Below are 23,316 nucleotides of genomic sequence, written 5' to 3'. Positions count from 1 at the left end.
AGGCGCACGTGGTAATGACTTAGACGCTGTTGCGAAATTAAATTTTGGGTCTGTTAAGGAGGGTCTGCAAAAGTCCTGGCATTGTGTTGCTGCCGAGCTATCCTGGAAACGGAGCGGATTTTGTGAGGAGCAACATGATGACGCAGCTTGGTCTTGGTCTGGATTTGTCGACGAAGTGGACGCGCAAGCGGGAATTTCTCGATGAGATGCGACGCGTTGTGCCCTGGCTGAAGCTGATTGCGCTGATCGAACCGCACTATCCCAGGGGCAAAACCGGTCGACCACCGTTCCCGGTTGCAACGATGCTGCAGATTCATTTCATGCAGCAATGGTTTGGTCTGTCGGACCCTGCTATGGAAGAAGCACTCTATGAGTGCCGCTTTATCGCGAGTTCGCGGTCTCGACGGAGGCATGGTGCGACTGCCGGATGAAAGCACGATACTGCGGTTCCGCCATCTGCTCGAAACGCATGGGCTGGCGGCGCAAATGCTGTCGCTGGTCAATGAGATCCTCACGGAGAAAGGCCTGATGCTTAAGGCTGGATCGGCGGTTGACGCAACCCTGATTGCCGCGCCCAGTTCGACAAAGAACGGCTCTGGCACGCGGGATCCAGAAATGAAATCGACGCAGAAAGGTGGCAACTGGTACTTTGGGATGAAAATGCATGTCTGTTAGCGCCGATGTAAAAATGACCCCTTGGAGCTGCGGAGGAGCTGCGGACGAAAACTTGGACTACCTGGAGGTAGTTCATGTACTCGTACGAAGACCGCATGCGAGCGGTCCGGCTTTATTTGAAGTTGGGTAAGCGCGTCGGGGCGACCATCCGACAGCTGGGTTATCCGACCAAGAATTCTCTGAAATCGTGGCATCTCGAATACGAGCGATGTCATGATTTGCAGACCGGCTATGTTCGTTCCAGGCCGGTATATTCGGCCGAACGGAAGAAGGTGGCCGTCGATCATTACTTAGGCCAGGGCCGTTGTGCTGCTGCAACCTTGAGGGCGTTGGGATATCCCAGTCGCGGGACGCTCGCCGCCTGGATCGAAGAACTGCATCCCGAAATCGGAAAACGCATTGTCGGCAGAGCAACTGGCAGCATTCCGAAATCGCCGGCGGTGAAGCAGGCGGCAGTCATCGAACTGTGCACCAGAGAGGAAAGCGCGCGCCTGCTTGCGCAGAAAGCAGGCGTGAGCAGGCCAACGCTTTACAATTGGAAGAACCAGCTACTCGGTCGTGAAGCCCCAGCATCCATGAAACGCCAGAAGAAGCCAGCGCCTGACAGTGAGCGTGCGAAACTGGAACAGCAGGTCGAATCGCTTCGACGCGACGTCCGGCAACTGCAGCTCGAGCACGACATCCTGAAGAAGGCGAACGAACTGATAAAAAAAGGAAGGGGCATCGTCCCGCAACTCCTGAGCAACCGGGAGAAGACGATGCTGGTTGATGCCCTGAAAAACACCTACACGTTGTCAGAGCTTTTAGCCGTATTGGGGCTAGCTCGCAGTTCCTACTTCTATCATCGTGCGCGTCTGCTCGTGGCCGACAAGTATGCTGGCGCTCGCCGAGTCATCGCAGACATCTTTGAAGTCAATCACCGGTGTTATGGCTATCGCCGGATACGCGCTGCACTGGGCAGGCAGAAGGTCGTTATCTCGGAGAAAGTGATGCGACGTTTGATGAGGCAGGATGGGCTGACCGCTGCCACAGCAAGACGACGTCGCTACCGCTCCTACGGCGGAGAAATAAGCCCTGCGCCGGAGAACATCATCAATCGTGACTTCCGCGCAGGAGCCCCGAACGAGAAGTGGCTCACCGACATTACCGAATTCCAGATCCCGGCCGGCAAGGTGTATCTGTCTCCGTTGATCGACTGCTTCGATGGACTGGTGGTGAGTTGGACAATCGGCACGCGACCGGATGCCGAACTTGTAAATACCATGCTTGATGAGGGCATCAAGACGGTAGCCAACAGTAATAAACGGCCTGTGGTCCACTCTGATCGCGGGGCGCACTATCGCTGGCCTGGATGGCTCGCACGCATACGTGATGCCAAACTAGTTCGCTCGATGTCACGCAAAGGATGCTCACCCGATAACGCGGCCTGCGAAGGCTTCTTCGGGCGGCTCAAAACGGAGTGGTTCCATTCCCGTGATTGGCGGACTACGACCGTCGAGCAATTCATTGAGGTACTTGACTCCTACATACGCTGGTATAACGCGAAGCGGATCAAGGTCTCGCTAGGCGCTCTCAGCCCGCTCGAATACCGGGAGAGCCTGGGAATTGCAGCATAAACCAGTCCAAGTATTTAGCCGCACCCCCACCCTCGAAATGTGGAGCAGGTTTCAGTCGGCGTTGACACATGTCGGCGTAGACGCCGACTCGGGCCTGGTTCATACAATCATTGGAACGGCCGCTAACGTGCACGACATCACCGTCGCCGAAGCGTTGCTACACGGCGAAGAAACGGATGTATACGCGGACGCTGGGTATCAGGGTATCGAAAAGCGTTGTGAGGCAGACGCGATTCGTTGGCATGTTGCAATGTGACCGGCAAAACGCAGGAAACTGGATCTGAATGATTCGCTGGATGCGATATACGATCAGATCGAACGCCTGAAGGCGGGTATTCGGGCGAAGGTCGAACACCCGTTTCGCATCCTCAAGCGGCAGTTCGATTACACGAAGACCCGCTATCGTGGTTTGATGAAAAACACCGCCCAGATCACCACGCTGTTTGCTTTGGGCAATTTGTGGATGGCGCGCAGAGCTTTGCGCAAATCTTGAAACACCGGGCCGATGAAGGCCACATGTCTGGTTGAAGCGCTCCGGCTTGCGGAAAAAACCTGACAATCAACTCAACAACAAAGATCTGAACGCCAAGGCCGCGCTCGATGCGAAAGGTACGGCTTCAAAGCGGGTTGTGCAGACCTTCCTTAACCTTTTCCGGCTTGGTGTTAACTTCCTGTCTTGTTTTGCCTGACAGGAAGTGATGCCTAAAGAACTGATAGACGACGAATTGTGGTCACTCATCGAACCCCTGCTGCCTGCGCGAGCACCACGCAATCGCCAGTTTGCGGGCCGCCAACCGACACCTGACCGAGCGGTGCTGACCGGCATCGTGTTCGTGCTGCGCTCAGGCATTGCGTGGAACCTTCTGCCGCAAGAATGGGATGTGGTTCAGGCACAGTTTGCTGGCGACGGCTCGTCGCGTGGCAAAAGGCAGGTGTCTGGCAACACATTCACAAAACGTTGCTCGCCGAACTGCGTCGCCGTGGCGAAATCGATTTCTCGCGTGCGCTCGTCGACAGCTCATCGATTCGCGCCGTGCTGGCGGGAAAAAAACCGGCCCGAATCCCACGGACCGGCGCAAGCTCGGCAGCAAACACCACCTCATCGTCGACGCGCAAGGCATCCCGCTCGCGGTCATCCTGAGCGCGGCGAACCGGCACGACATTACCCAGCTTGATGCGCTGGTCGATGCCATTCCACACATCCGGGGCAAGCGGGGCCGTCCCCTGCACAAGCCGCAAATCGTTCAGGGCGACCGGGGCTACAGTTCCGAACCCCATCGGCGGCGCTTGCGCGAGCGAGGCATCACGCCAGTGCTCGCAAAAATCGGCTCGTCGCATGGCAGTGGGCTTGGAAAAACGCGTTGGCCAGTCGAGCGTTCGATCGCGTGGCTTCACTCGTTTCGACGGCTCAAGATTCGTTACGAACGCTATGCGCATGTTCACGAAGCATTCCTGTCTTTGGCTTGCGCCTTAATTTGCTGGACGCGCCTAAAGCCTCTGTTTAACTAATTTCGCAACAGCTTCTTAACTTCCCTAACACGGAATCAAGTCGATTTGCGCGCGATATCCCCAAATTCTGGGGAGCTGTTTCCTAGCATGGCTGGATACAGTTTTCGCAACTGTGCACATAAACTCTGCTCACTGAGTTAGCGACAAGACCGACTGGACAAATCGACTTGAAATTGCATCTGGATATCCATCATCCTCGTCATGACCCAGAGACTTTATTTTTGCGAGAAAATTATGTCCAGACTTTTTGCAAGCGTCAGAATCGGCCCGTACGAATTTCCACATCGTGTCGTTCTTGCCCGCTGACGCGGATGCGGGCAGAAGATGGCGGCATTCCTGGCCCACTGATGGCTGAATATTATGGCCAACGTATCTCGCTCGGCGGCTTTCTTCTCACTGAAGGGACGGCTGCAACGGCGGACGGGAACGGCTATCTAGGCTCTCCGGGCATGTACGACAACAGCCAGATTGCCGGTTGGCGCAGCGTAACCGATGCAGTCCACGCGAAAAGCGGTCGAATCTTCTCGCAGCTCTATCATGCTGGCCGTCAGTCACATGCAGATTTGCAACCAAACGGCGGTCAGCCTGCTGGGCCATCGGAAGTGGCTCCCACTGGTGTAGCCTTTACGGAAAACGGATGGGTTGCCGCTACACCAAATCGCGTGCTTGATACCAACGAGATTTCAGCAATCGTGGAGGGATTCCGCACTGCCGCCCGGCGCGCCCTCGCTGCCGGTTTCGATGGCGTTGAGTTGCACGGAGCAAATGGTTACCTCTTCGATGCATTCCTTCAGAATGGAAGCAACAAACGGACTGATATTTACGGTGGCTCGTTTGAAAATCGCGCGCGGCTGCTTATTGAGACCACACGCGCCCTCATTTCTGTCTGGGGCGACGACCGAGTGGCGGTTCATCTTAGCCCAAGCGGCAGATTTGGCGAGATGTGCGATAACGATCCGATCGCCCTCTTTACTTACGTCGTACAAGAGCTTGCCAAGCTAAATATTGCATACCTGCACCTGATCGAACCGCGCATCAACGGTGTTGCTGAGGACAAATGTGTCGACCAAAACCCGGTTGCCACCCGGTATTTCAGACAACACCTTCCAGGCGTCATCATCGCGGCTGGTGGCTTTGACGGCCATTCGGCAGAAGCGATCATTCAGGCAGGAGACGCAGATCTGGTTGCATTCGGACGCCACTTCGCTGCCAACCCGGATCTGCCGCGACGTATTCGCCGCAACTTACCCTTCAACCCTTACGACCGTTCGACATTCCTCGGCGGAACGGAATTCGGTTACATAGATTATCCGTTCTTTGGTGAGGAAGCCGAGACCACCACCTCATCAAGTGCCCCATGGCCTGCGTAGAGTAACCACGCTTTCGTGAAGACCAGTGGGCTGAAGAGGCAGCGAGACAGGCATATAGTCAACCCACTACTGTCAATCCAAGGCGCCTTGCGGAGATTTTGCCCATAATTCGGCTACACGCTTTCTGGACTCTTCGAGAACAAGGTCGGAAAGCTCCGGATCGTCAACGATTCTCGATAAGGTTACCGCGCCAATTATCGCCGACACCGCAAATATAGCTTCGCCTTTTGCTGATGCTGGGTCATCGAAGGAGATCTGTTTGACTATGACATCTATCAATTCTCGAAAACCTTGAGATGCTGCGCGACGTGTCTCCATGTCAGCTCGAGCCAACTCGCTACCCACAGCAACGAGCGGACAGCCGCCCAAGCAATCGTCACGATACTCGTCCGAAAGAGAAGTCACCAAATGCTTAAGGAAAGCTTCCTCGCCTCCTTTGCCTGCAGCTTCGGCCGAGTGGACTATCGTCTCCATGCTAGCAGCGCATGCTTCGGCGACCAATTGGTCTTTGGACGCGAAGTGTCGATAGAAGCCGCCATGTGTCATTCCGGCAGCGGACATGATCTCCGCGACACCTGTCGCATGTATCCCGTTGTTTCGAAACGTTCGAGCAGCAGCTTCCACAATCCGCTTCCGTGTTTCCGCAGTTTCAACCTTCGACTTCTTCATCAGGTAGTCCTTGCCGCGACGTTTCGCGGTCACTTGTCGCGCGTCACTTATGGTAGCGCCCGCTTACAGAATTTCAAACCGATCCACCGAGGATTGTAAATATAATCTATTTTTTAGCGATAGACGATCATCTATCGCTTTGTCAAAGCAGGGACAATTCGAAAATATAGTCGGTCTGCCGGTGTTTCGATCATCTCACCACCGCTTGACATTTTAGATTATGGCTATTATCTTGACCAAGGATAGTATCAGCTAATCATCTATCGTCGCGCGAAACGGCGAGCGAGCTACAGGCAGTCGTGGGGTTGTGCCGACGCATCGATCGCAGTGCGACACCTTTGGTGTAGCGACGCGGACTTCTCAATAAACGCTATGAGGAATGCCATGAACGACAGCATTAACCGGTCCGAAGCCGGAGCAATTGTCCCCCAGAGACCTGTCAACTCCGGGCGCCGGATTCGGGTAGGGTCCATAGTCGCGCTGACCGTGCTTGTCGTTGCCATCGCAACGGCATATCACCTGCATGGATCAGGTTCTGCTGCAACTGCGGCACCGCCGCCGCCCTCGGTTGCTGTCAGCGCGCCCATCCAGCGCGACCTTGAATCCCGGCTCGGTTTCCTCGGCCAGTTCTCGGCGGTCAATCGCGTTGAGTTGCGCGCCCAGGTTGGTGGAACGCTTACGCAGATTCACTTCAAGGACGGCGACATCGTTCGCAAAGGCGATCTCCTCTTCGAAATCGACCCTGAGCCCTATCAAATCAGGATGAGTCAGGCGACGGCGGAACTCGAAGTGGCGAATGCACGGCTGTCGCTTGCGACTCGGCAGTTGGCGCGTGCGCAAGAATTACAGAAGGCTGACGCCGGAACCGTCGAAAATGTAGATCAACGGGTAGCGGAGCAGCATGCAGCCGAAGCTGCGGTCGATGGCGCAAAAGCACTAGTTCACGATGCGCGGTTTGACCTGGACCATTGCAAAGTCACGGCGCCGTTCACTGGGCGCATTGGCACCCACCTCGTCTCGATTGGAAATCTTGTAGCAGGTAGCCGGGCCGCCACGAGCCCCACTACGCTCCTCGCGACAATCGTCTCGATCGATCCCATCTATCTTGACTTCGACATGAGCGAGGCCGACTACATCGCGTTCCAGAGAGCGCGTGAAAATGAAAAGGGTGTGCTCGCTAACTCTGTGAAGATTTCACTGGGCGACGAAAAAGATTTCAATCGGCAGGGCACGCTCAACTTCATCGATAACGCGCTCGATCGCTCCAGCGGCACCATTCACGCACGGGCCACTGTGCCGAACAGTGACCTGTTCCTGACGCCAGGCGGCTTTGCCCGGGTTCGACTGGCAGTATCGGCGCCTCAGCCGACTTTGCTCGTACCTGATGCTGCCGTGCTCGCGGATCAATCAGAACACATGGTCTTCGTCGTGGGTCCGGACGATGTTGCAACGTCGAAGCAGGTCGAGATTGGCGATCTTCGCGGAGGGCTGCGAGTCATCCGATCGGGCCTCGCTCCGACCGACAAGGTAATCATCGACGGTATTCCTACTGTCAGACCGGGCTCCAAAGTATCGCCGCATCCCGGGTCGGTTCAGTTCACATCTGAGCAAAACGACGGCGGGGCGAAATCATGAAATTGACCCACTTTTTCATTGAACATCCGCGCTTCGCGGCGGTGCTCAATATTTTCCTTGTCCTGTTGGGTCTGGCAACCATGGTGTCCCTACCGGTTGCGCAGTATCCGAATATTGTTCCCACAACCGTACAGATAACCACTACTTATCCTGGCGCATCTGCCGAGACGATTGCCCGAACCGTGGCGACCCCGCTCGAACAGTCAGTGAACGGCGTCGAGAACATGGATTACATCACCAGCCAATCGACTGGGAATGGTCAGCTCACGATTACAGTGATCTTCAAGGTCGGCACGGACCCAAACGTCGCCCTCATGCTGACTCGCAACCGCGTGCAGGATACGCTGTCGCGGCTGCCCCAGGAAGTCCAGCTGCAAGGTGTCCAGGTCAAGAAGACGATCCAGGCCTTGTTGCTGGGTGTGCACGTCTATTCCCCGGACGGATCGCGCAGTGCTGAATATATGTCCAACTACATGCTTCATGTCAGGGACGAAATTGCACGACTGCCTGGCGTAGCTGACTTCTGGGTATTGGGCGACCGGCAATTCGCCATGCGCATATGGATTGATCCCGACAAGGCCGCTTCGTATAACATCAGTGCGAGCGAAATTCTTGGCGTACTAAGGGCACAAAACGCCCAGGTCTCGGCGGGCGTGCTGAATCAGCCTCCAGTTGCCAGTAGCGCAGCCTATCAGATCAACGTTGAAGCGCTTGGTCGTCTTTCCACGCCTGAGCAGTTCGGCAACATCATCGTAAAGTCAGACACACAGGGACGGGTTACGCGCATTCGTGACATTGGCCGCGTTGAATTAGGTTCGGTGGATTACGGTTCCAAAGCCTATGCAGACCGCTATGTATCAGCTCCCTGGTGGGTCATTGCCACGCCCGGTGCGAATGTCGTGCAGGTTGAGCACGCAGTGTGGGACAAGATGGCCGAGCTCAAGAAGAAATTTCCGCCCGGTATGGATTACATCAACATCTACGATCCGACCACTTTTGTTAGCCGTTCCATCGAAGAGGTCATCAAAACGATTTTCATTGCAGTGCTGCTTGTTGTTGGCGTCGTCTACCTGTTCCTGCAAAACTGGCGGGCAACTCTGATTCCAGTCGTTGCCATACCAGTATCGCTGATCGGCACCTTCTCCATTCTTGCTATCTTCGGCGCATCAATTAACAATCTGTCGTTGTTCGGCCTGGTGCTGGCGGTGGGGATTGTCGTGGACGATGCCATCGTGGTTGTTGAGAACGTCGAACGGAATATGGCGCTTGGCATGTCACCAAGGGAGGCCGCCCACCAGACGATGAACGAGGTATCGACTGCGCTCATCGCCATCGCGCTCACGCTGTGCGCAGTGTTCGGACCGGCAGCACTTATGTCTGGCATCACGGGGCTGTTCTTCAAGCAATTCGCAATCACTATCGCAGCCTCCACAGTGATATCGTGTTTCGTCTCACTTACGTTGAGCCCTGCTCTATGCGCAGTTCTTCTAAAGCCGCATGAGATTGGGAAGACACACGGCGAATCGCACGGAATCGGCCGCATTCACGATGCAATATTTGGTCGATTCAACGTAGCTTTTGATTGGCTATCGTCGCGCTATGGCAAGATGACAGGACGCTTCGTCCGTGCTACGACTGTCATGCTGGTGATCTATGCTGGCTTGATCGCTGCAACAGGGCTGCAGATGTCTAGGATGTCTACAGGCTTTATTCCTGATCAGGATATCGGTTATCAGGCAGTTATTGTCTTTCTGCCGCCCGGTTCAAGCCTTGAGCGCACCGACAAGGTTGTTCGAGAAGTGAACGATATCATTCTTAAAACACCGGGCATCGAACACACTTCGCCGACAACGGGCTTTGATGTCACGACCAGCACGATAGCACCCAACGTTGGTACGATCTTCACAGCTTTACCATCGTTGTACGGCAAGCACATCCCCGGTATTACGGCCGCGACGATGCTAGTGAAGTTGCGTCAACGTCTATCAGGCATCAAGGACGCTGTTGTCATTGTGATCAACCCACCAGCGGTTCAGGGCTTGGGCGCTGCCGGGGGCTTCAAGATGATGCTGGAAGATCGCGCTGGTCTTGGACCTCAGGCGCTTGCTAATGCTGCCAACACACTGGTCGCTGCAGCCAACAAGGACAAGGCGTTCGGGGGGGTGTTCACCCTTTACAACGCCGGTGCACCTTCGGTCTACACGGACATCGACCGCCTGAAAGCTGAAAAAGTTGGGCTGACTCCGACCGACGTATTTTCGACCTTGCAACTCTACCTCGGGTCGCAATACGTGAATGATTTCAACTATCTGGGCCGCACCTATCAGGTGCTCGTTCAGGGCGACGAGGCGTTCCGGAAGACACCTGAGGATATATCCCGACTCAAAGTGCGTAACGCTTCTGGCGAGATGGTACCGATTGGCACGGTGGCGACATTCAAAGACACGACTGCCCCGTATCGTGTGCCTCGCTACAATCTTTACCCAGCGGCCGAGATCATGGGTGCAGCTGCTCCGGGGATTGCGTCGGGTGATGCAATAAAGCGTATGGAAGAACTCGCTGCACAGGTGCTTCCGAACGGCGTCACTTTCGAATGGACAGACCTCGCTCATCAGCAGGAACAGCAGAGCACGTCTCCGTTGATGATTTTTGCGGCTTCCGCGCTGTTTGTGTTCCTCGTACTCGCAGCTCAGTACGAGAGCTGGAAGACACCGCTGGCAATCGTGCTGATCGTACCTATGTGTCTGCTTGCATCCGCGATCGGTCTTGATATTCGAGGTATGCCGATCGACATCCTCGCGCAGATCGGATTTGTGGTGCTTGTCGGACTTGCGGCCAAAAACGCAATCCTGATCGTAGAGTTTGCAAAGCAGCGGCAGGACGAGGATGGAGTTGAAGCAGAGGAAGCAGCGGTGCATTCGGCACATGTGCGATTGCGGCCGATCTTGATGACTTCTTTCGCCTTCATCGCGGGTGTCGCACCGCTCGCCGTGGCCACCGGCGCGGGCGCAGAGATGCGGCAATCGCTCGGAACCACAGTGTTCTTTGGCATGCTCGGAGTGACCATTTTCGGCCTGCTCTTCACGCCGGCGTTCTACACCTTTGTCCGCAACCTCGGTACCAAGGACATTTCACCCCTGCCCCAGAAGCTTGGTAGCGGAGAGACCAAATGACCCACTTTCTATCCCGAACATCTAAGGCGGTCATAGGCAGTCTGATTGTCGGTGCGGCCCTGGCCGGCTGCGCCGTCGGACCCGACTACGTCGCGCCGAAGACGGAGTTGGCGCCGTTTCACAATACGGATGCAGTCGCTAACCGGCAAACAACGTTAGCGGCCCCTCACCTGGACAACTGGTGGACCGGGTTCAATGATCCGATGTTGGAAAAGGTTGTCCAGCGTGCGCTTGATCAGAACCTTAGCCTCCAGGCAGCGCTCGCGCGGGTGGCACAGGCTCGAGCGGCCGCCCAGGCAGTTGGTGCTCAACTCCTTCCCACGGTTGACGCCGGCGCGTCTGCCACAGCGATGCATCAGAGCACGACAAGCCCACTTGGAGCATTGGCCAGCGCATTCCCGAACTACAGTCGAGACCAGAAGGAGTACATCGTCGGCGCAACGGCAAGCTGGGAGATTGATCTGGCAGGCGGACTCAGACGTGCCCATGCAGCCGCACGGGACGAGGAGCAAGCCGCAGAGGCAGCCCAGCTTGGAACACGCATCACGGTTGCGGCCGATGCGGCAGATGCCTATCTGCAGGTCAGGGGGCTGCAGGCAAGAATTGCAGTCACGCAGGACCAGATCGATACCGATGCGCGTCTTCTGGAACTCGTGCAGGCGCGAAAGCGTCTGGGTGCAGCCGACGAGCGCGAGGTCGCACAGGCCGAGGCTTTGATGCGACAGGCCCGTTCATCGATGCCCTCACTGCGGGTATCTCTTGAAGCTCAGTTGAACCGGCTCGATGTGCTGATGGGCGCACAGCCCGGAACGTATGCAACAGAGCTGGGCGAGAACGCGGCCGTTATCCCTGATGTGCCCGCAATTGGGACGGGAGATCAGCCTGTCGATGTTCTGCGTCGACGTCCGGATATCATCGCGGCGGAGCGTCATCTCGCCGCGTCCAATGAACAAATCGGCGTCGCGATTGCCGACTACTATCCGAAGATATCCTTATCTGGAGCGCTGGGCTTTGACAGCATAACGAGCAATCATCTTTTTAGTGCCAAGTCATTCCAGCCCGTCGGCACCGGTGCGCTTCAATGGCGACTGTTTGACTTTGGCAAGGTGGATGCCGAGGTCAAGCAGGCTCGTGGCGCGTATGGCGAGGCGCTGGCACAGTACAAGGAAGCAGCGCTTGAGGCCACAGAGGATGTGGAGAATGCGTTCATGGCCCTCTCTCAAACGGAAATTCGGTCGCAGGAGCTCCAGCAGGAGGTCGTGGCGCTTACGCGCGCCCGTGATCTGTCCGAAAGAGCGTACCGTGCCGGCTCTATCACGCTTACGGATGTGCTGGACGCAGACCGACAGCTTCTTGTCGCGCGAGACGATCTTGATGCCACCAAGGCAGACGCGGCCCGAGCAGCCGTCCGTACATTCCGCGCACTGGGAGGTGGCTGGGACTTGCCACAGCAGGTCGCCCAAGCGAATTGACAGTCGGAAAGTCCGTCTATGCGCTGATTATGCGGAGACGGACGCTCTGGGCATAGTCAACAGGCGAGCGCTAGTCGAGCTTTGAGGCCCTGTTCAGACCGACCGGGGGCTCGCTTGAGATATCTGAACTCCGATTAACCACTTTTTGGTTAGATGTTGCCCAGTTTCGACGACTTCCGCAAAAGCCTGCCGGGAGGCATGATTCTCCTCAGGCAAATGCGGTAAGCGTGACGAAACTGGGCGTGCGAGCTAAGGCTACGAGGCTCGACCACATGCGCGTTACGCTGTCCACAAGCTGAAATTGAGGTTGATGTCTTGGTTTCGCCGTTAGCTGTACTTATGTTTTTTTCTCGTGATTTTAGGCACTTGACTTGCGCTTTGGATCTTTGGACGCAGTCGAAACCGAAGGCTCTCATCTGTTTTCCATCCATATTTTTCTTGCTTTGAGGAGATTGACATGAAACTGAGTAACAAGGTTGCTTTCATCACTGGTGGCACGTCAGGAATCGGATTGGAGACCGCAAAGCTTTTCCGTGCAGAAGGTGCTAAGGTAGTTATCCTGGGTTCTAACGCCGAACGCCTGAAAGCAGCCGGGAAGGAACTTGGCGATGAGGCGCTGCTGATTCAGGCAGATTTGCGCAAGGTTTCAGACATCGAGCTCGCCGTCGAGGAAACGCGCGCAAAATTCGGTCGGATCGACATCGTCTTCGCAAATGCTGGTGCTTCCACCGTCGTTCCGCTCGAAGCTGTGACGCCGGAATATATTGAAGACAATCTGACTTTGAACTTCACTGGAACGTTCTTCACGATCCAGAAGACCGCCCCGCTCATCCCCAGCGGCGGGAGCATCATTGTGACGACGTCGTTTCTGAATACCATCGGAATGCCTGGTCTGTCGATCCTCGCCGCGACTAAAGCCGCTGCGCGCTCGTTGGTTCGGACACTGGGCGCGGAGCTCGCTCCGCGTGGCATCCGTGTGAACGCTATCAGCCCAGGTGCGATTTCGACGCCGTTCTACGGCAAAGTCGGTCTGAGTGAAGATCAGTTGTCGGCAGTTGCCGCCGGGCTTCAGGAAAAAGTCGCACTGAAACGCTTTGGTCACGCAGCTGAACTTGCGAAAACAGTCCTGTTCCTCGCGAGCGATGATTCGTCATACACGACCGGCACTGAGCTGGTGGTTGATGGTGGGTTGACCCAGTTCTAACGTGCTCGGCCTAGTCGTCCCGGTGCGCGTACTTCTCCGGGACGATTGACACGAACGACCTGCGCGCTTAAACGCACCGCCGGCGGACGTAACTGATCGGCAAAGATATGAGCGCAATTTTGCCCAAAGAAAAGTCGCCAGCTTTTTTGGCGACTCTTTCGTTGTTGCAATCCGCCTTGAAACCAAAGAAGATGCATCGTCTTGGAGCATGCGAGTTGTAGAAAGAAGATGCTTGCTCCTGCAGCGCACGGGCGTGCCAGTCTTTAAGTCGGAGGTGGAGTACGCGGGTGGTCTGCTGCATGTGCCGATACGGTTGTTTCTCCGTATAGGCATACCTCGAATTCCATGTTAAATAATCACGACATCCGCGCTGCGCTGTCTACACCCGCCTTTCATCCCCGGCCTGAAGGCCGAGGTTATCAGGCCAAGCCGTGGATAAATCCCCTACAATGGCGTCTCACAGTCGACGGAAGAATGACTTGGACCGCCTTGAAGCCATGGAGTTGTTGCTAAGCGCAGTTGACAAGGGCAGCCTCTCGGCTGCGGCGCGTGAACTGAAAATCCCAGTGTCAACGCTTACCCGTAAGGTAACCGAGCTCGAAGAGCTCCTGGGCACAAGATTGCTCATGCGTACCACGCGCAAGCTGACGCTAACGGATGCGGGTGTTGAGTACATTGCTGCAGCGCGGAATATACTAAGTTTAGTCGCCGACCAGGAACGAGCCGCGACGGGAGAATTCACTACCGCACGGGGCGAATTAGTCGTGACGACGCCCGTGCAGCTCGGTCGTCAGCATGTGTTGCCGGTCATCAACCAGTTTCTGACCCTGTTTCCAGATATCACAGTCCGCTTGCTCCAGTCCGATCGCAATCTCGATCTGATCGATGCACACGCTGACCTTGCGGTACGTATTGGACAATTGGCCGACAGCAGCATGATCGCAACCCGTATCGGCTCGCTGCGCACGATTGTCTGCGCTAGCCCTGCGTTTCTGGATAAGCACGGGGTTCCCCGCGAACTAGACGATCTCAAAAAGCTACCGTGCGTCGTGTTCAACAGCCCTTACCTGTCGCCTTGGCGTTTCCGCATGCCGACGACGCGCACGCCGCTTACTCTAACGGTAGAACCTCGGCTTCAGGTCTCCGCACCGGACGCGGCAGTCGCCGCAGCTGTTGACGGCGTCGGTATTACGCTTGTGTTGGAACACGACGCAGACGAGGCAATTCGGTCGGGGCAGCTTCAGATCGTGCTCCAGGAATTCGAGATAGAGCCAATTCCGGTCCATATCGTTCATGTATCGCGCAGCATAATGACAATCAAGTTGCGCCATTTTATTGATTTCGCCGCTCCAAAGCTTCGAGAATCACTGTCTCGGTTCGGTAAGCAATAACCTCATCAAAGACGCCGAAACTGCGCTCTCATGGCAAATAATCACGCACCCGCTGAGGCTAGCTCTCCGTGAAAAAGTCGGGAGCTGCTGTTCTCGCGACTGCGAAACCGGCCGATCACCGCCGCTGCCCACACTGATTGGAGCGCCATTAAATCTGATCTGGGCATTTGTCGACAGACTGCTCCAGTCTCCGTACTCTGACGACTAACAGCCCTACTGATACAACAAGCCTAGGTTAGCAGCCCTCGATGCATTGTAATACCGACTTCTGCTCGGCCTTTAGTGATACGACTCGCGACGCCACAAAAAACCCGCCTCGCGGGCCGGCTGAATTCCCTGGCTGACAGTCTTCACCAGAACTGGAGGAAACTGCAAATACCTGATCAGGCTGATCTTAGCATTACGGATAGCAAATTATTAGATACGTTTTTTGCGCTAGATATATTCCTCTGCGTCAGCTGTGTGGCGAGATTGGCGCCATCTCAAATGCGGCACCTACATAGGCTCTCCTTCTTGGCCTCCAAAATGCGGATTTCCTCCCGGCGTCCTTCAGGCTCGCAAGGAAGGGATTTCTTCATGCTCATTGGTCATTGCCAATCGCGACAGCGTCCCGCTACCTATTGATGTCATGCTCACACAGTGCGTTGCATGGCACATTTCCGTTCTCTTGTCCGCAGGCTTTCCCGACCCACCGCTGTCAAGCCTTGCCCAAATTCTGGGGAGCTCTTTCCCAGATTGTCCCAGTAGCGCGTTCACGCCAGTTTTTCTATAGTCTATACACACCATTGCATCGCGCAATTCACGGCAAGAGAAATCACTATGTACCTCTTTGTTCTACTTCTTTCCTCAGTGATTCCCACGCTGAGAATTGACAACACTGTCTTTCTCCGGGTCTTTCCCTCGCTGGTTCGGAGCGTTCTTCGTCGCGTCACCAGAACTGAGCAGAAACTGCCCGTTTACGCTTTTCTGCGCGCACTTTGGGCGCCTGTCATTGCCGCACGTTCGACGCGTTTTTCGCGCAAGCAAGTATTGTTGAGCATCATGAGAGCAATTGCGTTTATTGAGTTCGTGACAATTGCGCAGCCGAATATTTTTCTCGGGCTCGCAAATGCGCTGATGCCAGTTCTGACGGACCGCATGTTTCCCGTTATGAGATCGAGACTGAAGTGTGGCTCGTCTCAGCTCACTGAACACAAACCACTGCAGCTAGCAGCTCCTCGCCCGGTCTTCAAATGCACTCGGTAGAGATTGCGCAGCCAAGAAAAGCAAACCAGCGCATTTGGCATTTAAGACGTTCGTAATTGGAGACGACCATGCATTACGAAGGATATGGCTTTGTGTTTGCGCGCGCTACCCGTTATATCTCGCGGATATACAACCGTCACCTCGCAGATGTATCCCTGACAGTTAGTCAATATGGCATTCTAGTGTCGATCGCGCAGTCCGGTCCAATTGTCGTGCAAGACCTTGCCGAGCGACTTGTGATTGAACGGACGGCATTGCTCCGATCGGTGAAGCCCCTCATTGCAGCAGGTTTTGTTCAGTCGATGGCCGACCCGTCTCGCAAGAAGCGTTTGTTGTATCAACTCGCAGACAAAGGACATCAACATGTGGAGGCCGCTTCAGCTTTCATCCGATCTGCGGAGTCGGAGATTGAGGGGATATTCGCGCGTCATTGCATTCTGACAATTCGCGACAGCTTGTTACCCGTCGCTAACGCATCGCGCCCAGAGTCAGATTCAATTATTTAAGTCTATTTTTTCAAACTAGCGGTTTGCACCGCCGACTGTTGCCTATTGGAAAACATTGGCCGACAGTAGATGAGCATCCAATTCGCTATCAAAGCGCAGCAACCAATCCTTCGTGACCGGTATGAGACGCGCCACCTGCCCACGGGAATGTCGGTCAATAGCCAGCGCAACCATTTTTTACGGTAAATCAGACCACTGCCTGGGTCGGTAATGACCTCGACATCAGCGGAACCTGAATTGATGCGATGGCGCTCGAGTCGGGTCGCCTGCGTCTTCATCTGCCCAGCCTGGTCGTGCGAGGAAACATAGGCGCAGCAGACGATCCTGCCTGCGGTAGCCGACCCGATGCCCAGGGCGGCGCGTACCGTGTCACGCTAGCATCGCCGATGGCAGCCGACAGTCCGGACGAAAGGCATCAACAGGCCCTGTCGATGCCAGCGTCGCAGCGTGCACACCGCTATGCCCAGTTCTGCCGCCGTCTCGCCAATTGATAGAAGTCGCATCCGGTAACTCCACTAGGATACCGGGTGTAAGACCCGTTCTTAAATGCCATGTTCAGGTTCGCGCAGACTCAACGATTACTGCTGCAGACCCTGATTTTCAAAAGTCGACAGTTCGCAAAAGAACGCTTGCGACGCAAGTTTTTTCACTTACCGATATGATCGAAGCTCGTGCGCGCGGTAGGTAGCATACTGACACTTTCTGGATGATGTTAAGTATCTTTTTGGATGGTGCGTCGTCGCGCTCTTCTTCCTGGAGACCGGCGGCTTTCTTAAACGTCAATGCTGACTCAAGGAGACGGAAGATGCTCGACATACGACCTAATTGTGAATGCTGCGATAAAGACCTGCCATTTGATTCCGCAGATGCATTTATTTGCTCGGTCGACCGCACTTTTTGCGGCCACTGCACGGAAAATCTGTTAGGGGCAGATGTCCAAACTATGAAGGCTAACTGGTAGCACGCCCCAGGCGTCTGAGCGGCAACTTAGAGAAGTTTCCAGTATCAAAAGATCGGGTTTTCAACCCGACGTGCCAAGAGCAGCACGCTGCCAGCAAGAGGCATTAATGGCATTAGATGTGATGTGAGAACTCCAGCCCTCCCCTCAATTAGACCGTCCGTACGAAATACTGTACGGTTCAATCCAGGGACATACTCACACGAGGGCATCACGATTGGATCAGGGCGGTCCTCCTGATCGCGATCGCACAACCGGAATGATAGGTGAATCGACATGTTTGCATTCGTCATCATGGTTGCTGTAGCGGCGTTTGTTCCCTACGTTGCGGCGCCCGCTATTGTCGATGCTGTGAAACCAGCCGCTACAGCGAAGAGCGCGGCAACACCCCCGCTTGTCCCATCTGACGTAGTGCCAGCGAGTGACGCAACAACGCAACCACTGGTCACAGCGGTTTCGCCTCGCTAGGAGCAGCCACGTCCTCGATGACCAAGGATCCGTCTCTTTCAAAAATCCGCGCGTGGTCACTCTCCAGGCCTGAGCGGACCACGAAGTGCTAGATGATTTCGACGCCGACAGGATGCCTTTCAATATTGACCTGAATACCAAGGTCTTTCCGAGAATACGGGCAAGTGGCCCGATGCTGAATCTGGGAGAGACTCTGGCTTATGTATCGGAAATTGGCTCCGTCGGACCGGCTTAATCCGCGAAATCTTGCCAGTCCACACGCGCAGCGGGCCTTGGCCACGATAGCTCCTCGAACCTCCCATCGACTCATCTGTGCCTTGTCATACCCATTTCTTGTCCAGGCAATGCGACAGCAAAGTCTCAGCAATCACGTCAAAGCCTTGCGATGCATCTGAAAAAGAGCGACCTATTTCAGGGATTTCTTCGATCTCCTTGTTTCTGACGTCCCGTCAATTTCAAATCCACGCCTTACCAGCCAGGCTGAAAACCGATCGTTACACCGAGACTCAATCTCGACGCGGTCGAACGGGATGTTTGCGTCTCCGACGATTGCATTCAGGAGCATTGTGAGAAACCCGAACCCCCGATAGGTTGAATGAACAGAAACGTCTTCGAGACAGATCGACCAGCCCCTTCCTGCGCAAAGCTTCTGGGCACCAATCTGCACACGAACTCGAATGGCCTCAACGTCAAACAATCTGGATATGCTCGCACCTGTGCGTTGTGCAACGCTACCTACGGACGCTGTCCAACTCAAGAACGTATCGATTTCCTCGAGAAAGATCGCATCGAGTCGTAATCGTCATTGATTGCATGCATCATCTACGTCGCCACCAGTTCTAATGCGAAAGCGTGTTATGTCAGCCGCTAGGCACCCGTGCCGACTGCCTCTTGCTGCGACCAGCCGGCCCACGGTCCCCACTCTACCGGGCATCCACGTAGAGAATATTTATGCTCGGCAACATTTCGACTATATTCTATGAATATCGGATACGTGTAGAGACACGCAGAAGAAGCGCAGAGCAAGAAGTTCCGCCAGCAGCAAGCAGGGTAAGGACGGTTGCGAGACTCCGGTGCTTCAACGCATCGCTCGGCAAAGTCATCCACTTCCCACAGGATGCAAGAACTATGGAATCGAGCAACACCAAGCTCACCGATCCGCTTCTATCACCCGATTCTGCCCTGTGGTTTTCAGCATATGGATTCGGCTGGGGATATTGTTCCTTTGAACTTCCAGCAAATATCACGTGCGACCAGCTCGGTGCTGCGAATGACTCGCCAAAGCAACTGATGCTCGCCTTCGAGCTTGGCCGAAGGCGGCTTCTTCACGCAGTTCAGCAGAGAGGCCTCCCAGTTAGCGGTGAACGGATCGTGCTCGCGGCCGAGGAGTTGCAAAGCAGGATCGACGCTGGAGCGTCCGCTACATCATGACCCTGAGAAGCGCCGATTACCGCATGCCCCGACTCGCTATTTGCTGACCGATGAGTTCGCGGCGAGTGCCATGTGGAAAAACGCAACCGAATCTCACTCCCTGGTATCGTCCGGCATGTTTTGAGACAACAACTGATTGAACAAGGTGTTTCCCGAGGAAATGACCATTGCCGGAGATGCATGCTTCGTCTGAAACTGATTCACCACTGCTCCACTGGCAGTGAGATATTAAGAATGTGGTTTTGATAGACACATTGAATCCTCTCAAGGATCAGCTCTTTTCCAAGGATGCTCGATCGTCGAACGACCTCGGTAAGCAGTTCCGGTGTTACCTGCCGCATCGCCGGCATTGATAGCGCCCCATAGCTGAGATGCCATGGTTCGGGGTACATGCCGCCTTTGTAGACTTTGTAAGGCCTAAAAAAACCATATCCGTACGCGTTATCGTCAAGCCAGCCATGCAGACGTGCAAATACCCCGTCGGACGTCACTTCCTCCGGGAGCAATTTCACAACATATCCTTCCGGCATGGTCGCGCCGTCAACTACATCGATTTCAGTACCCCACTGGTGACGGCTGCCTCCTGGTAGTGCCGACCAGTTGAGAATGCAATCAATAATCTCGGATGGCGACAGCGAACCGAAATCGCGTGGGCGGCCATCGATATCGTACAGTGGCTTTTTCCCGCTGAATTTACCGTTCCAAATCCGCAATTGGGCATGAAAATCCCTGAAACTGCTGTATGGAAGCAAATCAATTCCGGCGCGTCGTGCGTCTGCACGCATTGCTAAAAATGCCTTACCGACCTCGGGCTGTACTGCGAATCTGGGCTCAGAAAACTGAACGACATGTGTCCGTGTGCGTCCAGTAAGCTCCCGTTCATCTAGCGTTCGTGACATAGTCGGGATCCGGCAAGCGTCGTCGCGCAGCGTTGGAATGCAACGCCACAGGCCTTGGGAACATTGCGCATTTGGGCGTACTACGATGCCCCCCCGCATACGCGAGAATCTAGCACGGCATGACTAGTTATATCAGCTATTTATACGCCAATTTTTACACCGCCGTTACATAGGGTTTGGCGGCCGCATCGGCTCGAATCTATCGTGTTCGGGAACAAATAGCGCAGAATGCTTCCCGCCGTCACATGGCTAAAACAGACTACCCTGCTCATCGACCAGCGAGCTAAAGCTATCAGCGACCAAAAGAAGAATCGCGTCGGCGACTGGCTGCAATTGACGAGTAATGTAATGATCATAGTCAATGGGAGCTGTGACGGCCTCGATCGGCTCAGGCCCGTTACGCGTCATAAGATAGCTGATCCAACCCCCGCTTTGATGTTGAAGCGGGCGTTGCCGCTGGAGCGGCCCCCTGAAACTCCGGACACAGTCTCGCACTTACAATAGCGGGTAGGCATACGACTGTGTTTTTGACTAACAACAAACAAGAAGTGATGGAAGTGTTGACGGGGCCGGAGCGCCGGCGGCGATGGTCAGCGGAAGAAAAGCTGACGATGATACGAGAGAGTTTCGGGCCGGGCAAATCGGTCTCGATGGTTGCACGCCAGCACGGCGTAAATCCGAATCAGCTGTTTCACTGGCGCAAGCTGTATCAGGACGGCAGCCTGTCGGCAGTCAGCGCCGGCGAGGAAGTGGTCCTGGCGTCCGAGTTGAGCGATGCGCTGAAACAAATCAGGGAACTGCAGCGCTTGCTGGGAAAGAAGACCATGGAGAACGAGATTCTTCGTGAAGCGGTGGAGGTAGCGAAGTCGCGAAAATGGATTGCGCGCTCACCATCATTGCCGGGGGCGACCAGTGAAGCAGGTCTGCGACGTTCTCGGTGTAGCGCGCTCAAACGTGACGGCGAGGCTTGCACGTCCTGCCGACTGGCAGGATGGACGCAGCACCAGGAAGACGGACGATGCCGGGCTGCTCGAAGATATACGGCTGACCGTCACTGACCTGCCGAGCTATGGTTATCGTCGAGTCTGGGGCATGTTGCGTCGTCAGCGGGAGGGCCGAGGTGCTGCTCCCGTCAATGCCAAACGTGTGTATCGGGTGATGTGCGTTCACGGCTTGCTGCTACAACGCAGACCGCTCCCCCACGACCTCAACGTCGGCATGATGGCAAGGTCGCAGTGGCGAAGAGCAACCAGCGCTGGTGTTCTGACGGCTTTGAGTTTCGTTGCGACAACGGCGAACCATTGCGCGTGACGTTTGCGCTGGATTGCTGTGACCGTGAAGCAATGAGTTGGGCGACGACGACCGGCGGCCACAGCGGCGATGTGGTGCGTGACGTGATGCTGGCTGCCGTCGAGAATCGCTTTGGCAACGTCCTTAAGGCGCCGTCGGAAATCGAATGGCTGACGGACAACGGCTCGGGGTACACGGCGGAAAGGACCAGGGCCTTCGCGTCTGGCATTGGCCTGAAGCCATTGACTACACCGGTGTACAACCCGCAAAGTAACGGCATGGCAGAAAGCTTCGTGAAGACGATGAAGCGTGACTACGTGGCATTCATGCCCAAGCCGGACGCCGCAACCGCAGCGTGCAACCTCGCCGTCGCGTTCGAGCATTACAACGAGCAGCATCCCCACAGTGCACTGATATATCGCTTGCCACGCGAGTTCAGGCGCAGAACCGATTCATCAACTCAAGTGTGAGGCGGTGTCCGGAAGTACGGGGGCAAATCCATACCTTTCCCGCGTCCGGCCTCCAGCGCAACGGCATCTACCGGTCTTTGATGTGATATCCGGAACCAGTGGACAAATTCACTATGTGTCCATTTTCATGAAGCTTGAGAATAGTGTCTCTCTAGGACTTACTTGCGACTACCGGCACGTGGCAGACGTTCAGTTAACTTCTGTCCCGCGACGCGCGATGAGGCTCGCTGCAGCAGCAAGCACACTACAGCCCTGTCACCCTATGTATTTCATCGCACCTATGGTCGACGTATCAGGCCGAGTCAATCAAGGATCGGTTCGCTCCTCAGGCAGGCCGGACACTCTGCGTGTCACGATACCTCCAAGCGCTGAATTCGACGAGCTCTTCAATGGGATTCGTGCCAAGCAGAGTTGCTGGCAGCTCGTCAGGAGTACTAGTCGCGAACTCTGCGTACCGATCTCAATAGTCAGTATCCGGAAGGGGTTGCCATTCTGAGAACCGAATCCTCCCTTTGCTATCTTGACTGCTTGGCATTGACGAGACTAGACTCAGATCGAGCATTACGCCTGCTACGCTGCCCTGTAGCGCTGTCGAATCTGAATACAAAAGTATCCCCGACACCATGCGTCTTCCGACGGGTTCTCGCGAATGCCGGTCGGCGTCCAGATCGATCTTCATTTTTTGCAGAATGATGACCGACAACGGAAAGGAACACCGATCGAGCAAGGGAGGCATGAAATCGGTTGCCAGAGAATTCTTGCCAGCCAACAAGACGTGTGACCGCTCAAGCATCCAATGCTCTAATAATGCAATCAAACAGGAACGCGACGATGACAACCACTTCGATTACTTGCGGGATCGATCACATCGGATTGACGGTTCGGAATCTGGAACAAACCTATGGGTTTTTTTACAGAGTGCCTCGGTTGGAAAAAAGTTGGCGACGCACCAGACTATCCTGCCTTTTTTGTATCTGACGGACATATCAAGCTGACTCTTTGAGAAGTCAAAAATCATGGCGGACTAGTGGATTTTGATCGATCATCCAATATCGGCCTTCATCATTTGGCACTGCGCGTTGAGAGTGAAGATGCGTTAAACGAAATCTTCGATCGGGTCTCTAAATGGCCAGGCGCAAGAATTGAATTTGCGCCCGAGCTTCTTGGGAAGGACCCCAAGAAGCACACGATGATCTACGAACCAGGCGGCATTCGGCTGGAGTTCGATTTCAATCCGGGTGCCAAGGCTCGTTGACATGTCCCGTTAGCTTAATGGTGCACAAACCTGCACATGCAGATTGTTGTCGCAGGTGTAACGGTAGTCCCTGCTGAGGA

At 55.1% G+C, this 23,316-nt stretch carries 12 protein-coding genes and 7 pseudogenes; 15 read left to right on the top strand and 4 right to left on the bottom strand.

What is annotated here, in order from left to right; translation table 11 throughout:
- Nucleotides 1-137: 137 nt before the first annotated feature.
- The 6 genes and pseudogenes from B0G81_RS11030 to B0G81_RS11010 form a co-directional block, all read left to right on the top strand.
- Nucleotides 138-669: pseudogene (locus tag B0G81_RS11030) on the top strand (IS5 family transposase); the annotation flags it as partial.
- 80 nt (nt 670-749) lie between these two features.
- Complete coding sequence (locus tag B0G81_RS11025; RefSeq protein ID WP_134135275.1) at nt 750-2,291, top strand: IS3 family transposase; 1,542 nt, start codon at nt 750-752, stop codon at nt 2,289-2,291.
- A gap of 67 nt (nt 2,292-2,358) precedes the next feature.
- Nucleotides 2,359-2,784: pseudogene (locus B0G81_RS11020) on the top strand (transposase); the annotation flags it as partial.
- A 31-nt stretch (nt 2,785-2,815) separates the two neighbouring features.
- On the top strand, nt 2,816-2,980 hold the full coding sequence (locus B0G81_RS43585) for a hypothetical protein (protein ID WP_166678959.1): 165 nt from the start codon (nt 2,816-2,818) through the stop codon (nt 2,978-2,980).
- Nucleotides 2,981-2,989: 9 nt separating this feature from the next.
- Nucleotides 2,990-3,800: pseudogene (locus tag B0G81_RS11015) on the top strand (IS5 family transposase).
- A 167-nt stretch (nt 3,801-3,967) separates the two neighbouring features.
- The gene (locus B0G81_RS11010) at nt 3,968-5,170 is read left to right on the top strand and encodes an alkene reductase (protein ID WP_347877448.1); all 1,203 of its coding nucleotides are present in this window, start codon (nt 3,968-3,970) and stop codon (nt 5,168-5,170) included.
- A 72-nt stretch (nt 5,171-5,242) separates the two neighbouring features.
- Here B0G81_RS11010 and B0G81_RS11005 read toward each other — a convergent pair whose 3' ends face one another.
- Nucleotides 5,243-5,839, bottom strand: coding sequence for a TetR/AcrR family transcriptional regulator (locus tag B0G81_RS11005; RefSeq protein WP_134135270.1), 597 nt, complete (start codon nt 5,837-5,839; stop codon nt 5,243-5,245).
- A 384-nt stretch (nt 5,840-6,223) separates the two neighbouring features.
- Here B0G81_RS11005 and B0G81_RS11000 point away from each other — a divergent pair, with 384 nt between their 5' ends.
- From B0G81_RS11000 to B0G81_RS44145, 7 genes and pseudogenes are all read left to right on the top strand, one after another.
- Complete coding sequence (locus B0G81_RS11000; RefSeq protein ID WP_134135267.1) at nt 6,224-7,474, top strand: efflux RND transporter periplasmic adaptor subunit; 1,251 nt, start codon at nt 6,224-6,226, stop codon at nt 7,472-7,474.
- Nucleotides 7,471-10,647 carry a multidrug efflux RND transporter permease subunit gene (locus tag B0G81_RS10995; RefSeq protein ID WP_134135264.1) on the top strand — a complete coding sequence of 1,059 codons (3,177 nt, stop codon included), beginning with the start codon at nt 7,471-7,473 and terminating at the stop codon, nt 10,645-10,647. Before B0G81_RS11000 ends, B0G81_RS10995 begins: the two co-directional genes overlap by 4 nt.
- A complete protein-coding gene (locus tag B0G81_RS10990; protein WP_134135262.1) occupies nt 10,644-12,119 on the top strand; it encodes an efflux transporter outer membrane subunit in 1,476 nt (491 codons plus the stop codon). The genes B0G81_RS10995 and B0G81_RS10990 overlap by 4 nt, the downstream gene beginning before the upstream one ends.
- A 457-nt stretch (nt 12,120-12,576) precedes the next feature.
- Nucleotides 12,577-13,323 carry an SDR family oxidoreductase gene (locus B0G81_RS10985; protein ID WP_134135258.1) on the top strand — a complete coding sequence of 249 codons (747 nt, stop codon included), beginning with the start codon at nt 12,577-12,579 and terminating at the stop codon, nt 13,321-13,323.
- Between the two features lie 479 nt (nt 13,324-13,802).
- Nucleotides 13,803-14,714, top strand: coding sequence for a LysR family transcriptional regulator (locus B0G81_RS10980; RefSeq protein ID WP_134135256.1), 912 nt, complete (start codon nt 13,803-13,805; stop codon nt 14,712-14,714).
- 1,313 nt (nt 14,715-16,027) lie between these two features.
- Complete coding sequence (locus B0G81_RS10975) at nt 16,028-16,465, top strand: MarR family winged helix-turn-helix transcriptional regulator (RefSeq protein WP_134135254.1); 438 nt, start codon at nt 16,028-16,030, stop codon at nt 16,463-16,465.
- An 805-nt stretch (nt 16,466-17,270) separates the two neighbouring features.
- Nucleotides 17,271-17,533, top strand: a pseudogene (locus tag B0G81_RS44145) (DUF1272 domain-containing protein).
- Nucleotides 17,534-19,082: 1,549 nt separating this feature from the next.
- Here the strand turns inward: B0G81_RS44145 and B0G81_RS43580 are convergent.
- The 3 genes and pseudogenes from B0G81_RS43580 to B0G81_RS44560 form a co-directional block, all read right to left on the bottom strand.
- On the bottom strand, nt 19,083-19,286 hold the full coding sequence (locus B0G81_RS43580) for a hypothetical protein (protein WP_166678958.1): 204 nt from the start codon (nt 19,284-19,286) through the stop codon (nt 19,083-19,085).
- A gap of 236 nt (nt 19,287-19,522) precedes the next feature.
- The gene (locus B0G81_RS10955; RefSeq protein WP_134135249.1) at nt 19,523-20,221 is read right to left on the bottom strand and encodes a M15 family metallopeptidase; all 699 of its coding nucleotides are present in this window, start codon (nt 20,219-20,221) and stop codon (nt 19,523-19,525) included.
- A gap of 249 nt (nt 20,222-20,470) precedes the next feature.
- Nucleotides 20,471-20,680, bottom strand: a pseudogene (locus tag B0G81_RS44560) (hypothetical protein); the annotation flags it as partial.
- Between the two features lie 92 nt (nt 20,681-20,772).
- On the opposite strand from B0G81_RS44560, the pseudogene B0G81_RS10950 reads away from it, so the two are divergent.
- A pseudogene (locus tag B0G81_RS10950) lies at nt 20,773-21,981 on the top strand (IS3 family transposase).
- Nucleotides 21,982-22,812: 831 nt separating this feature from the next.
- A pseudogene (locus tag B0G81_RS10945) lies at nt 22,813-23,236 on the top strand (VOC family protein).
- Nucleotides 23,237-23,316 lie beyond the last annotated feature (80 nt).

Source organism: Paraburkholderia sp. BL6665CI2N2 (assembly GCF_004366535.1).
Lineage (GTDB): Bacteria > Pseudomonadota > Gammaproteobacteria > Burkholderiales > Burkholderiaceae > Paraburkholderia.
The sequence above is the reverse complement of the archived record's forward strand: the minus strand, read 5'-3'. Positions and strand labels throughout refer to the sequence as shown.

Bases quoted from the DNA above. Each gene is read 5' to 3' on its own strand.
- B0G81_RS10995 (WP_134135264.1), top strand. From the start codon at position 7,471: ATGAAATTGACCCACTTTTTCATTGAACATCCGCGCTTCGCGGCGGTG.
- B0G81_RS10985 (WP_134135258.1), top strand. From the start codon at position 12,577: ATGAAACTGAGTAACAAGGTTGCTTTCATCACTGGTGGCACGTCAGGA.
- B0G81_RS10955 (WP_134135249.1), bottom strand. From the start codon at position 20,221: ATGTCACGAACGCTAGATGAACGGGAGCTTACTGGACGCACACGGACA.
- B0G81_RS11025 (WP_134135275.1), top strand. From the start codon at position 750: ATGTACTCGTACGAAGACCGCATGCGAGCGGTCCGGCTTTATTTGAAG.
- B0G81_RS10975 (WP_134135254.1), top strand. From the start codon at position 16,028: ATGCATTACGAAGGATATGGCTTTGTGTTTGCGCGCGCTACCCGTTAT.
- B0G81_RS10990 (WP_134135262.1), top strand. From the start codon at position 10,644: ATGACCCACTTTCTATCCCGAACATCTAAGGCGGTCATAGGCAGTCTG.
- B0G81_RS11005 (WP_134135270.1), bottom strand. From the start codon at position 5,839: ATGAAGAAGTCGAAGGTTGAAACTGCGGAAACACGGAAGCGGATTGTG.
- B0G81_RS11000 (WP_134135267.1), top strand. From the start codon at position 6,224: ATGAACGACAGCATTAACCGGTCCGAAGCCGGAGCAATTGTCCCCCAG.